Here is a 13669-nt window from a genome sequence, read left to right on the forward strand (position 1 = left end):
TTTTACGGGAAATTAAGCCTGAGGGGGAGAAAAAATGAAACACTTGACCGCAATGAATGAGCTTAGTCTTGAGGATATTCACGAGCTGATTGAAGAGGCGAGAGAGCTGAAAAAAGGCAAGTCCGATTCCGTTCTCTCCGGAAAGTTCGCTGCCAACCTGTTTTTTGAACCGAGCACAAGAACGCGCTTCAGCTTCGAAGTGGCTGAAAAGAAACTCGGCATGAATGTGTTGAACCTGGACGGTGTTTCAACGAGCGTACAAAAAGGAGAATCGTTGTACGATACCGTCAAGACCCTCGAATCCATCGGCGCTGATGTATGTGTGATCAGACACTCTCATGATCATTATTACGATGAACTCATCGGACATGTCGGCATTCCGGTGATCAATGCCGGAGACGGCTGCGGTCAGCATCCCACTCAGTCTTTGCTCGATTTGATGACGATTCACGAGGAATGGGGCAGATTTGCCGGACTGACGGTATCCATACACGGAGATATCAAGCACAGCAGAGTGGCAAGGTCCAATGCCGAAGTGCTGACAAGACTCGGAGCAAAGGTTCTTTTCTCAGGTCCAGACGAATGGCGGGATGAAGACAATCCATACGGGACATATGTGTCGCCTGACGAAGCGGTTGCACATTCGGATGTCGTGATGCTTCTCCGGATTCAGCACGAACGGCATGAGAAAAAGGCGGCAGAACGCGATTATCTCGAAACATTCGGATTGTCGCTCAAGCGGGCGGAGCTCTTGAAAAAAGACGCGGTCATCATGCACCCCGCACCTGTCAACCGAGGCGTCGAGATTGACAGTGCACTGGTCGAATCCGGCCGGTCGAGGATTTTCAAACAAATGGAAAACGGAGTATATATCAGAATGGCGGTTTTAAAAAGAGCGCTTCTAAACGGCGAAAACAAAAAAAGGGGAGATCAGGCTTATGTCTTATTTAATTAAAAACGGCTTCATGCTCGACGAAAAAGGCGAAAAAGTACAGCGCGATATCAGGGTTGAAGGCGATGCAATCAGCGAGATCGGAAGCCTTGAGGCCGCTTCGGGGGAAACGGTCATCGATGCGGATGGACTTTTCGTCTCGCCAGGGCTTGTTGACCTTCACGTTCACTTCAGAGAGCCGGGCGGCGAGAAGAAAGAAACGATCGAAACAGGTGCAAAAGCCGCAGCGAGAGGCGGGTTTACAACTGTCGCCGCAATGCCGAATACCCGGCCTGTCCCCGATACGAAAGAGCAGATGGAGTGGCTTGTCAACCGCATTGACGAAACGGCATCAGTGAGAGTGCTGCCGTATGCATCAATCACCATCAGGCAAACAGGTCGGGAAATGACCGATTTCGAAGGGCTGAAAGACGCCGGCGCGTTCGCGTTTACCGATGACGGCGTCGGCGTTCAAACGGCGGGGATGATGTATGAAGCGATGAAAAAAGCGGCTTCGATTAATAAAGCGATCGTCGCTCACTGTGAAGACAATTCACTGATCTACGGCGGCAGTGTACACGATGGGGAATTTGCCAAAGCCAACGGTTTAAACGGGATTCCTTCGGTGTGCGAAGCGGTTCACATCGCAAGGGATGTGCTTCTTGCCGAAGCGGCAGGCTGCCATTACCACGTCTGTCATATCAGCACGAAGGAATCGGTCAGGGTCGTCCGCGACGCCAAAAAAGCGGGAATCCGCGTGACGGCGGAAGTGACGCCGCACCATCTGCTCCTTTCAGACAGCGACATTCCCGGCCTTGATACGAATTATAAAATGAATCCGCCGCTTAGAAGTCCGGAAGACAGGGAAGCGCTCCTTGAGGGGCTTAGAGACGGAACAATTGATTTTATCGCAACGGATCATGCCCCGCATACAGAAGAAGAAAAACAACAGACAATGAGCCTTGCGCCTTTTGGAATTGTCGGCTTGGAGACGGCTTTTCCGCTCCTTTACACGCACTTTGTCAAAACAGGCAAATGGACGCTGAAACAGCTGCACGATTATATGACGGTCAAACCTTGCGAGGCGTTCGGGCTGCCGTACGGGAAGCTTGAAGCCGGACGGTCCGCGGATATTACGCTCATTGATCTTGAACGCGAAGAAAAAATTGATAAAAGCACCTTTCTTTCTAAAGGGAAAAACACGCCGTTTGACGGCATCAGCTGCTTCGGCTGGCCGGCTATGACAATGGCAAAGGGAAAACTCGTTTACCAAGAGGGGAGACTTGTAAAATGAAAAGACGTCTTATATTAGAAAACGGAACGATTTTTGAAGGGGAAGCATTCGGCAGCCTGGAAAACACCATGGGAGAAGTCGTCTTCAACACGGGGATGACAGGCTATCAGGAAATCCTCTCAGACCCGTCATACTGCGGACAAATTGTCACCCTGACCTACCCTTTGATCGGGAACTACGGGATCAACAGAGACGACTTTGAATCCATCACCCCTTATGTAAAAGGGTTTATCGTAAAGGAATTATGTCAACTTCCATCAAACTGGCGCTCTGCTTATACACTTGATGAATATTTAAAAATGAAAAACATCCCGGGACTCTCAGGGATAGACACGAGAAAGCTGACAAGAATGATCAGAACGGCAGGTACGCTGAAAGGGGTATTTGCCGGCCCTGAAGAAGATGCTGGGGCTTTGGTTCAAAAGCTGAAAGAAACGAACCTTCCGACCGATCAGGTCAGCCAAGTATCAACAAAAACGGCATATCCGAGCCCTGGGAGAGGGAAGCGAATCGTGCTCGTCGATTTCGGAATGAAACACGGCATCTTAAGGGAGCTGAACAAGCGCAAATGCGATGTGATCGTCGTTCCCCACAATATAACGGCAGAAGAAGTGATGCAGCTGAAGCCTGACGGCGTAATGCTGTCAAACGGACCCGGAGATCCAACGGACGTACCGGAAGCGATTGCGATGATCCAAAACATTCTCGGCAAGGTTCCGCTGTTCGGCATCTGTCTCGGCCATCAGCTGTTTGCCCTCGCCTGTGGAGCAAAGACGGAGAAAATGAAGTTCGGACACCGCGGTTCCAACCATCCGGTTAAAGAGCTTGAAACCGGCAGAGTATCAATTACGGCTCAAAACCACGGCTATACCGTATCGTCTGTTGAAAACACGCCGCTTGAAGTGACCCATGTGGCGATAAACGACGACACAATCGAAGGGCTTAAACATAAACACGAACCGGCTTTTACGGTTCAATACCATCCGGAAGCTTCACCGGGGCCGGAAGACGCAAACCATTTATTTGATCAATTTTTAGACATGATTGAAACCACAGAGAAAGAAGGGGAAGCGGTATGCCTAAACGCGTAGATATCAAAAAGATTTTGGTGATCGGATCGGGGCCGATTATTATCGGGCAGGCGGCGGAATTTGATTATGCAGGCACACAGGCCTGCCTCGCTTTAAAAGAAGAAGGCTATGAAGTTATTCTCGTCAACTCGAATCCGGCGACGATCATGACGGATACGGAAATGGCCGACCGCGTGTATATCGAACCGCTGACGCTTGAATTCTTAACACGGATCATCCGCAAAGAGCGGCCGGACGCCATATTGCCGACATTGGGCGGGCAGACGGGCCTCAACTTGGCGGTCGAACTGTCAGAGCACGGCATCTTGGCTGAGTGCGGCGTCGAAGTGCTCGGCACGAAATTGTCGGCGATCCAAAAAGCGGAGGACCGCGATTTGTTCAGAAGCTTGATGAATGAGTTGAATGAGCCTGTTCCGGAAAGCGAGATCATCCACTCGCTCGGCGAAGCGCGCGAGTTTGTCGAGCGCATCGGTTTCCCCGTCATCGTCAGGCCGGCATACACGCTTGGCGGAACAGGCGGAGGCATCTGCTCAAACGAAGACGAGCTGAAGGAAATCGTTGAAAACGGCTTAAAAATGAGCCCGGTTCATCAATGCCTGCTTGAAAAGAGCATCGCCGGCTACAAAGAAATCGAGTATGAAGTCATGAGAGACTCGAGCGACCATGCGATCGTCGTCTGCAATATGGAAAACATCGATCCGGTCGGGATTCATACCGGGGACAGCATCGTTGTAGCACCGAGCCAAACGCTGAGCGACCGCGAATACCAAATGCTTCGCAATGTCTCGCTGAAAATCATCCGCGCGCTTGAAATCGAAGGCGGCTGTAATGTTCAGCTGGCGCTTGACCCGGACAGCTTTCAGTACTACATCATCGAGGTTAACCCGCGGGTCAGCCGTTCTTCTGCGCTTGCCTCAAAAGCGACGGGCTATCCAATCGCAAAGCTTGCCGCAAAAATCGCTGTCGGTTTGTCTCTTGACGAAATGATGAATCCTGTTACAGGAAAAACGTACGCGTCTTTCGAACCTGCACTCGACTATGTTGTGTCAAAAATACCGCGCTGGCCGTTTGACAAATTTGAATCAGCAAACCGCAGGCTCGGCACGCAGATGAAAGCGACAGGCGAAGTGATGGCGATCGGAAGAACGTGGGAGGAATCTCTCCTGAAAGCGGTCCGTTCTCTTGAAGCGGATGTCTACCATCTGGAACTGAAAGATGCCGGTGAGATCTCGAATGAAGTGCTTGAAAAACGGATTAAAAAAGCGGGAGACGAACGGCTCTTTTACCTGGCCGAAGCGTTCAGAAGAGGATACACAGTCAGCGACCTCCACGAATTTTCGGCAATTGACCTGTTCTTCCTCCACAAGCTTGAGGGAATCATCCGCTTTGAAGAGAAGCTGAAAGCCGGACGCGGCGACCTCGGCCTTTTAAAAGAAGCGAAAGAGCTCGGCTTTTCAGACCGCTTTATCAGCCTTCTCTGGGAGATGCCTGAACGAAAGCTTTATGATCTTAGAAAAGAAGCAGGCATCACGCCTGTTTATAAAATGGTTGATACATGCGCGGCCGAATTTGAATCGGAGACGCCGTATTTCTACAGCACGTATGAAGAAGAAAACGAATCGGTCAGAACGGACAAAAACAGCGTCATCGTTCTTGGCTCCGGTCCGATCCGGATCGGCCAGGGGGTCGAATTCGACTATGCGACCGTGCATTCGGTCTGGGCGATTAAAGAAGCCGGCTATGAAGCCATTATTATCAACAACAATCCTGAGACGGTTTCAACAGACTTCAGCATATCCGACAAGCTCTACTTTGAGCCGCTTACTGTTGAAGATGTCATGCATATCATCGATTTGGAGCAGCCGAAAGGCGTCGTCGTTCAGTTTGGCGGACAGACTGCGATCAACCTTGCCGACGAGCTCGCAGAAAGGGGCGTCGCCATTCTCGGAACATCCCTTGAAGATTTGGACCGCGCCGAGGACCGCGACAAGTTCGAACAGACGCTTGAAATGCTGCAGGTACCCCAGCCGCTTGGAAAAACGGCGACATCTGTGGAAGGCGCCGTTGAAATCGCAGCCAATATCGGCTATCCGGTGCTTGTCCGCCCATCGTATGTACTCGGCGGACGTGCGATGGAGATCGTCTACTATGAAGCAGAGCTTCTCCATTATATGGAAAATGCAGTAAAAATCAATCCGCAGCACCCTGTCCTGATCGATAAATATTTGACCGGAAAAGAAATAGAAGTGGATGCCATTTCTGACGGTGAAACGGTCGTCATTCCGGGGATTATGGAGCACATCGAACGGGCGGGCGTCCACTCGGGGGATTCGATTGCCGTTTACCCGCCGCAATCCCTTTCAGAGGACATCAAGAAAAAGCTTGAAGCATACACGATTAAGCTAGCAAAGGGCTTAAACATCGTCGGCCTGCTCAACATTCAGTTTGTCCTTTCAAAAGATGAGGTTTACGTCCTTGAAGTCAACCCGAGATCGAGCCGAACGGTGCCGTTTCTCAGCAAAATCACCGGCATTCCGATGGCCAATCTCGCAACAAAGGTGATTCTCGGCGGGAAGCTTGCCGATATGGGCTATACAGAAGGCCTCCAAAAAGAGCAGGAAGGCGTATATGTGAAAGTGCCGGTCTTCTCGTTTGCGAAGCTTAGAAGAGTGGATATCACGCTCGGACCGGAAATGAAATCGACCGGGGAAGTCATGGGCAAAGACAGCACATTGGAAAAAGCGCTATATAAAGGACTGATCGCTTCAGGCATTCAAATTCCGAACTACGGCTCTGTTCTCCTGACAGTTGCTGATAAAGATAAAGAGGAAGGGCTGTTGATCGCCAAGCGGTTCCATGCGATCGGCTATAAAATCTTGGCTACGGAAGGAACGGCCGGCTATTTAAGAGACGCATCCGTACCTGTTAAAACCGTCGGGAAAATCGGCGAAGAAGGTACAAATCTCCTTGATGTCATTCGAAACGGGGAGGCGCAGTTCGTCGTCAATACGCTGACAAAAGGGAAGCAGCCGGCAAGGGACGGCTTCAGAATCAGACGCGAATCCGTTGAAAACGGCGTTGCCTGCCTGACATCCCTTGATACGGCGGAAGCGATTTTGCGGGTGCTTGAAAGCATGAGCTTCCGCGCCGATCATATGCCGGCGATTAAAATCGCCCAAAAGGCGGCCGTCAGATGAGAAAAGGGTATATGACAGTCCGTTCAAACAAGTGCATCGCGGATCATATTTATCAAATGGTGCTTGAAGGGGAGATTGCCGAAGTTTGCGGCGCTCCCGGCCAGTTCCTTCACATCAAGGTCTCAGACTCCCTCACGCCGCTTTTGAGGCGGCCGATCAGCATCGCTGATATCAACAAAGCCGCCCGGCAGGTGACCATCATCTTTCGCAAAGATGGGGAAGGCACGAGACTCCTTTCTTTAAAACAGGAAGGAGATCAGCTCGATGTTCTCGGTCCGCTCGGCAACGGTTTTCCGGCTGAATCGCTTGAACAGGGGAAAACGGCTCTTCTCGTCGGAGGAGGGATCGGTGTTCCGCCGCTTTACGAGCTGAGCAAACAGCTGACAAACAGAGGGGTGCACGCGATCCATGTGTTAGGATTTGCTTCTGCAAAAGATGTCTTTTACGAACAGGAATTCAGCCGTTTCGGCCGGGTGTATGTGGCAACCGCAGACGGCACCCGCGGTTCAAAGGGATTTGTTACAGATGTCATTGAAAACGAGGGGCTTCAGTTTGACTGCATAATGGCCTGCGGACCGACGCCGATGCTGAAAGCTTTAAAACAGCGCTATCCGGATAAAGAGGTATATCTGTCAATGGAGGAGCGCATGGGATGCGGGATCGGCGCTTGCTTTGCCTGTGTCTGCCATACGGAAGAAAGCGAAACGTCTTATGTGAAGGTATGCCTTGACGGTCCTGTTTTCAAAGCCCAGGAGGTGCTGTTATGATGCTTGAAATCAATTTGCCGGGCCTTCAATTGAAAAATCCGATCATGCCGGCCTCAGGCTGCTTCGGATTCGGGAGAGAATTTGCGAACTTTTACGATCTTTCGCGTCTCGGTGCGATCATGATTAAAGCGACGACGAGCGAGCCGCGCTTCGGGAATCCGACGCCGCGCGTCGCCGAGACGCAAGCCGGCATGCTTAATGCCATCGGCCTGCAAAATCCGGGTTTAAAGGCTGTCATGGAACGCGAATTGCCGTGGCTCGAACAGTTCGATACACCGATTATCGCCAATGTCGCCGGCTCGCAGATCGAGGAATATGTTGAGGTGGCTGAAGAAATCAGCAAAGCGCCAAACGTTCATGCGCTCGAGCTGAATATTTCCTGTCCCAATGTGAAAACCGGAGGCATCGCCTTCGGCACGCAGCCGGAAATGGCCGGCGAGCTGACGAAAGCGGTGAAAGAGGTTGCGAGCGTCCCCGTCTATGTGAAGCTGTCGCCGAACGTCGCGAACATTACCGACATCGCTCTTGCCATAGAAGAAGCGGGAGCGGACGGTTTGACGATGATCAACACGCTGATCGGGATGCGGCTCGACTTAAAAACGGGAAAGCCGATTTTGGCGAACAAAACCGGCGGATTATCAGGACCTGCCGTTAAACCGGTGGCCATCAGAATGGTGCATGAAGTCAGCCAAAAGGTCAGCATTCCGATCATCGGCATGGGCGGCGTCCAGTCAGCCGAAGATGTGCTTGAGTTTTTGCTGGCGGGTGCGAGCGCAGTCGCCGTCGGCACGGCAAACTTCGTTAATCCGTTTGCTTGTCCCGACATCATCGACGATTTGCCGCGCGTTTTAGAAAAATACGGATACCGTTCGTTGAACGAGTGTATCGGAAGGAGCTGGAAGGATGAACAATACGCCGCCCATCATCGCGCTTGATTTTGCATCAGCACAGGAAACATATGCGTTTTTGGACCGGTTTCAAGGAGAAGAGCTGTTCGTTAAGGTGGGCATGGAGCTTTTTTATCAGGAAGGACCTGCCATCCTTGAAAATCTGCAGGAGCGCGGCTGCCGCATTTTCCTCGATCTAAAGTGCCACGACATTCCAACGACCGTATACAAGGCGATGAAAAGGCTGGCGGGATTTGGCGTCAGTCTTGTCAATGTGCACGCAGCAGGCGGAAAGCAAATGATGGAGTCGGCGCTTGAAGGCCTTGAAGCGGGGACTCCGGCAGGCCAAAAACGCCCTTCATTAATTGCCGTGACTCAGCTGACAAGCACGTCCTCAGAAATGCTTCAGCGTGAGCTCCTGATTGAAACGCCGCTTCTCGATACAGTTGTCCACTACAGCCGGCTGGCTGAAGAAAGCGGTCTTGACGGCGTCGTCTGCTCCGTTCATGAAGCCGAACACATTTACCGGGCTGTGTCTGTAGATTTTCTGACCGTGACACCCGGAATTCGCATGGCAGATGACAAAAACAACGACCAGGTCCGGGTGGCGACGCCTGGCTACGCAAGGGAAAAAGGCGTGTCGGCGATCGTTGTCGGCCGTTCGATTACCCAGGCGGAAGATCCTGTGTCAGCCTACAGAAGAATAGGACATGAGTGGGAGGGAACCAAGGCATGAAAACAGACATTGCAAACCATTTATTAAAAATCAAAGCGGTTTTCCTGCGCCCGAACGAACCGTTTACATGGGCGAGCGGCATTCTGTCGCCCATCTACTGCGACAACCGTTTGACGCTTTCATATCCGGAAGTAAGAGATGATATCGCTTCAGGGCTTGCCGGACTGATTCAAGACAAATTTCCCGGAGCCGAGATGATCGCCGGTACAGCGACCGCGGGAATCCCTCATGCCGCGCTTGCCGCTGACAGGCTGAGCCTGCCGATGTGCTACGTCAGAAGCAAACCGAAGGCGCACGGCAAAGGAAACCAAATTGAAGGGGCCGTTGTAAAAGGACAGAAAGTCGTTGTGATCGAAGATTTAATTTCAACGGGAGGAAGCGTTCTTGAAGCCGCCGCCGCCCTCACAGAGGCGGGATGTGAAGTGCTCGGCGTCGCCGCCATTTTCACTTACGGGCTTCCAAAAGCCGCCGCCGCCTTCAGCGAAGCAGGCGTTGAATACCACACGCTGACTGATTACGATACGCTGACCGAGGCTGCGCTTGCCGGTGGATATATTACTGAACAGGATGCCGCCAAACTGAAAGAATGGAAAGCGGATCCTGAAAGCAAGTCTTGGATGAACTGATGATCAAAGCCGTATTCTCCAAATGGGAGAACGGCTTTTTTGCGCCTTTTTGCCGTTTTTAAAATAGTAAAATCGGATTATTTTTATTTTTTATTAATCCTATAAAAAAAGTCGGGTTGACTTTTATTCGAATTGTGCTAAAATTTTAAAATAACAAAAGCAAACTTATCAAGAGCGGTGGAGGGACTGGTCCGATGAAACCCGGCAACCTGCGTGTGAAGCGTAAGGTGCTACTTCCAGCAAAATGCCCTCATTTTGAGAGATAAGGAATAGCGGAGTTCCTCGTCTTTCTTTCAAAATTGGAAGAAAGATTTTAATTTTTTAGGGGCAGAGGAGGAGCTAGAAGTGAAGACAGATGAACAGCTTGAAAAGGTGATCATCAAAATGAAAGACATGCTGAAAGACATGAATTACGGATCGATCACATTCGTTGTTCAGGACGGCAAAGTCATTCAAATCGAAAAAAATGAAAAAATAAGATTGAAATAGCTGACTAGACAAACTAGAGGCGGTTTTCACAGTTTTTTTTTCTGCTGGAAGCCGTTTTTTTGTTGGCGAAAAAAGGGGGAACCGAAAATTTTTACTTACAGCACATGGGAGGAACCAAACATCTCTTTTCAGGAAGATGACTCTTATAAAGGAGCGCTGTCTGTCCTGAAATGGGCGTACGGACATTACGGGGATCAGCTCGTATACGCGTGCAGCTTCGGAATTGAGGGGATCGTCCTGATCGATTTGATTTATAAGGTGAAAAAAGATGCAGTTATCGTTTTTCTTGATACAGGGCTTCATTTTAAAGAAACGTATGAAACGATCGACGCCGTCAAAGAACGATATCCAGGCCTTCAGATTATCATGAAAAAACCGGAGCTTACCGTCGAAGAGCAGGCGAAAGAATATGGGGACGAACTATGGAAGACCGCTCCGAATTCCTGCTGCGAAATGAGGAAGGTCATCCCTCTCCGCGAGACGCTTTCAGGCTACCCGGCGTGGCTGTCTGGTCTGCGCCGCGAGCAATCGCCCGGACGGAGCAAAACGAATTTTTTGAACAAAGATGAAAAATTCAAGTCTATCAAAGTTTGTCCGCTCATTCATTGGACGTGGAAGGATATTTGGAGATATGTGACAAAGCACGATCTCCCATACAATCCGCTTCATGATCAAGGCTATCCGAGCATCGGCTGCGCTCCGTGCACCTCTCCGGCCTTTACAATGGATGATCTTCGATCCGGCCGCTGGAACGGATCGGCTAAAACAGAATGCGGATTACACGAGTAAGGAGATGAGTCATGGAACTTGCCGCCATTTTATTTAGCATGTTTTTTGCGATGAATATCGGAGCGAGCGGTGCAGCTGCTTCAATGGGGATCGCCTATGGATCTGAAGCTGTCAAAAAGAAGTTTCACGCCCTCCTGATCTGTGCAGCGGGCGTTCTCTCGGGCGCTGTCATCGGCGGAGGAAACGTCGTGAAAACGATCAGTTCAGGCATCATTCCCGAACGGGTGATTTCGCTTGAAATCGTCTGCATTATTATCGGATCAGCGGCGCTGTCGCTCTTTATCGCAAATGTACTCGGCATTCCGCTTTCGACAAGTGAAGTGACAGTCGGATCTGTTGTCGGAGTAGGTGTCGCATACCAGGTTTTGTATGTCAAATCTTTGCTTGTCATCGTCTCATTTTGGGTCATTGTACCAATCGTCGCTTTTGCATTTACATTTGCGATGGCAAAAATCATGAAAAAAACGATCAAACGTCCAGCCTCGGGAAAAAAAGCAAAGGTTTTGGCGGTCATTCTATTGATCACAGGGTTTTTTGAAGCCTTCTCAGCGGGCATGAACAATGTCGCAAACGCTGTCGGACCTCTGGTGGCGGCGCATGTTTTGACAGTCGGGGAAGGAACGCTCTACGGCGGGCTGTTTGTCGCGCTGGGCGCCCTTTTACTGGGCAGGCGCGTTCTTGAAACAAACGGCAAAAAGATTACGAGGTTTTCAAAAGGAGAGGGAATCATCCTTTCCGGAACGGGGGCCGGGCTTGTCATTACCAGTTCAATTTTCGGTTTACCGGTTCCGCTTGCGCAAGTCACATCATCTTCTATTATAGGGATGGGAATGGCAAAAAACGGCGGCAACGTCTTTCATAAACAAGTGGTCAAAACGATGCTGAAAGTATGGGTCGTCTCGCCGTTCCTTTCATTAAGCCTATCTTATATGCTGGTCAGCCTTTTATTAAAAGGAGACTACTACGCTCTTATTGTTGTCACAAGCGTTCTGCTGGCATCTGTCGGAACGATCAGCCTGATGAGAGCGGTCAAAAAAGAGCACAGCTCCGTCCATGAACAAGGCGGAGGAATTTAAACACAAAGTAGGGGGAAACAAGTTTATGAGTTTAGCACCACACGGCGGTGTATTGGTTAACCGCGTCAATGAAGCATACGATTTTCAACATATCGCACATGAAATTGAGCTTGATGTAATGGCTTTTTCAGATTTGGAGCTGATCGGAATCGGTGCGTACAGCCCGCTCCAAGGCTTTATGACAGAGAAAGACTATCTGTCCGTTGTCGAAAATATGAGACTATCAAGCGGCGAAGTATGGACGCTTCCGATCACTCTGCCTGTTGACGAGCAAAAAGCTTTAAGCTTAAAAGCGGGTGACACCGTCCGCCTTACCTATAATGGGGAAACCTACGGCGTCATTGAGATCGAAGATATCTATACGCCGGACAAGAAAACGGAAGCCGTCAATATCTATAAAACCGACGAACTCGAACATCCGGGCGTCAAAAAATTGTTTGACCGCGGCAGCGTTTATGTGGGCGGGCCGATCACGCTCATTAAGCGGAGTGTAAAACAATTCCCGGCGCACACATTCGAACCTCTTGAAACAAGAAAAAAATTCGCGGAACTCGGCTGGAAAACGATCGTCGGATTCCAGACGAGAAATCCGGTTCACAGAGCGCACGAATACATTCAAAAAACGGCGCTCGAGACGGTAGACGGCCTTTTCCTCAATCCGCTCGTCGGGGAAACAAAATCAGACGATATTCCGGCTGATGTCCGCATGGAAAGCTATCAGGTGCTGCTTGACGGCTACTATCCGAAAGACCGCGTCTTCCTCGGCGTTTTTCCGGCGGCGATGCGCTATGCGGGGCCGAAGGAAGCGATCTTCCATGCCCTTGTGAGAAAGAACTACGGATGCACGCACTTTATCGTCGGAAGAGACCATGCCGGAGTCGGCGATTACTACGGCACATATGAAGCGCAGGAGCTGTTCGATCAGTTCGCGCCGGAAGAAATCGGCATTACGCCGCTGAAATTCGAACACAGCTTCTACTGCAATGTCTGCGGTTCAATGGCTACGGCGAAAACGTGCCCTCACGGCAAAGAACATCATGTCATTTTATCCGGCACAAAGGTGAGGGCGATGCTGAGAAGCGGCGAGTTCCCGCCGAGCACATTCAGCCGTCCCGAAGTTATTCAAACATTAATCAAAGGCTTAGCGGCCGGGGTTTCTTAAGGGGGAGCATCTCTTGGTAAATAAAGATATTGTCTGGCATGAAGCGTCCATTACAAAACGGGAATATCATGAGAAAAATCAACATAAAAGCTCAATCATTTGGCTGACGGGCTTAAGCGGTTCAGGAAAATCAACGATTGCCAACGCCGCTGCGCGTGAGTTGTTTGCACAAGGCTACCAGGTCACGGTGCTTGACGGCGACAACGTCAGGCACGGGCTGAACAAGGACCTCGGGTTTTCCGATGAAGACCGGAAGGAAAACATCCGCCGGATCGGCGAGGTTGCGAAGCTCTTTGTCGAACAGGGGACGATCGTCATTACGGCGTTCATTTCTCCTTTTAAAGAAGATCGCGGGCTTGTCAGACAGCTTGTCGAGGAAGATGAGTTTCACGAAGTCTATGTGAAATGCGATTTGGCGACGTGTGAAGAGCGCGACCCGAAAGGCTTGTACAAAAAAGCGAGAAACGGAGAAATTCCATTTTTCACAGGGATCGATTCGCCTTATGAAGAGCCTGAAACGCCTGAGCTTGTTCTTGATACAGGCGCACATAACCGGGAAGAGTGCAAAAACCAGCTCGTCCAATACGTGAAAGATCAAACGAAATAAAATGCGGGTGAATAGGA

Annotated in this window: 13 protein-coding genes and 1 riboswitch; all 13 genes read left to right on the top strand. The window is 50.4% G+C overall.

The annotated features are described in order from the left end of the window. The first annotated feature begins 34 nt into the window (after window positions 1-34). The 13 genes from MKY62_RS08725 to cysC all read left to right on the top strand — a co-directional run bounded on the left by MKY62_RS08725 (window position 35) and on the right by cysC (window position 13652). Entirely contained in the window at window positions 35-955 is a 921-nt protein-coding gene (locus tag MKY62_RS08725; protein ID WP_003181618.1) for an aspartate carbamoyltransferase catalytic subunit, read from the top strand. Then, window positions 939-2225 carry a dihydroorotase gene (locus MKY62_RS08730; protein ID WP_003181620.1) on the top strand — a complete coding sequence of 429 codons (1287 nt, stop codon included), beginning with the start codon at window positions 939-941 and terminating at the stop codon, window positions 2223-2225. The genes MKY62_RS08725 and MKY62_RS08730 overlap by 17 nt, the downstream gene beginning before the upstream one ends. Continuing rightward, complete coding sequence (locus tag MKY62_RS08735; RefSeq protein ID WP_003181622.1) at window positions 2222-3316, top strand: carbamoyl phosphate synthase small subunit; 1095 nt, start codon at window positions 2222-2224, stop codon at window positions 3314-3316. Before MKY62_RS08730 ends, MKY62_RS08735 begins: the two co-directional genes overlap by 4 nt. Beyond that, window positions 3301-6513 carry a carbamoyl-phosphate synthase large subunit gene (gene carB / locus MKY62_RS08740; RefSeq protein WP_003181624.1) on the top strand — a complete coding sequence of 1071 codons (3213 nt, stop codon included), beginning with the start codon at window positions 3301-3303 and terminating at the stop codon, window positions 6511-6513. The genes MKY62_RS08735 and carB overlap by 16 nt, the downstream gene beginning before the upstream one ends. Further along, complete coding sequence (locus MKY62_RS08745; RefSeq protein WP_003181626.1) at window positions 6510-7280, top strand: dihydroorotate dehydrogenase electron transfer subunit; 771 nt, start codon at window positions 6510-6512, stop codon at window positions 7278-7280. Before carB ends, MKY62_RS08745 begins: the two co-directional genes overlap by 4 nt. Beyond that, on the top strand, window positions 7280-8215 hold the full coding sequence (locus MKY62_RS08750; protein ID WP_025804507.1) for a dihydroorotate dehydrogenase: 936 nt from the start codon (window positions 7280-7282) through the stop codon (window positions 8213-8215). Before MKY62_RS08745 ends, MKY62_RS08750 begins: the two co-directional genes overlap by 1 nt. Further along, window positions 8184-8903 (top strand): orotidine-5'-phosphate decarboxylase, encoded by a 720-nt coding sequence (gene pyrF / locus MKY62_RS08755; RefSeq protein ID WP_003181630.1) that lies wholly within the window; start codon window positions 8184-8186, stop codon window positions 8901-8903. The genes MKY62_RS08750 and pyrF overlap by 32 nt, the downstream gene beginning before the upstream one ends. Further along, a complete protein-coding gene (gene pyrE / locus MKY62_RS08760; protein WP_003181632.1) occupies window positions 8900-9529 on the top strand; it encodes an orotate phosphoribosyltransferase in 630 nt (209 codons plus the stop codon). The genes pyrF and pyrE overlap by 4 nt, the downstream gene beginning before the upstream one ends. A gap of 162 nt (window positions 9530-9691) precedes the next feature. After that, a riboswitch (SAM riboswitch) is annotated at window positions 9692-9798 on the top strand. Window positions 9799-9874: 76 nt separating this feature from the next. Continuing rightward, on the top strand, window positions 9875-10018 hold the full coding sequence (locus MKY62_RS08765; protein ID WP_003181635.1) for a YezD family protein: 144 nt from the start codon (window positions 9875-9877) through the stop codon (window positions 10016-10018). An 87-nt stretch (window positions 10019-10105) separates the two neighbouring features. Continuing rightward, on the top strand, window positions 10106-10807 hold the full coding sequence (locus MKY62_RS08770) for a phosphoadenylyl-sulfate reductase (protein ID WP_011197966.1): 702 nt from the start codon (window positions 10106-10108) through the stop codon (window positions 10805-10807). Window positions 10808-10818: 11 nt separating this feature from the next. Beyond that, on the top strand, window positions 10819-11883 hold the full coding sequence (locus MKY62_RS08775; protein WP_011197967.1) for an inorganic phosphate transporter: 1065 nt from the start codon (window positions 10819-10821) through the stop codon (window positions 11881-11883). 25 nt (window positions 11884-11908) lie between these two features. Further along, entirely contained in the window at window positions 11909-13045 is a 1137-nt protein-coding gene (gene sat, locus MKY62_RS08780; RefSeq protein WP_003181641.1) for a sulfate adenylyltransferase, read from the top strand. 13 nt (window positions 13046-13058) lie between these two features. Continuing rightward, window positions 13059-13652 carry an adenylyl-sulfate kinase gene (cysC, locus tag MKY62_RS08785; protein ID WP_003181642.1) on the top strand — a complete coding sequence of 198 codons (594 nt, stop codon included), beginning with the start codon at window positions 13059-13061 and terminating at the stop codon, window positions 13650-13652. Window positions 13653-13669: the final 17 nt, after the last annotated feature.

Origin of the sequence: Bacillus sp. FSL R7-0646, from assembly GCF_037969865.1 — a bacterium.
In the GTDB taxonomy this organism is placed as follows: Bacteria; Bacillota; Bacilli; order Bacillales; family Bacillaceae; genus Bacillus; species Bacillus licheniformis.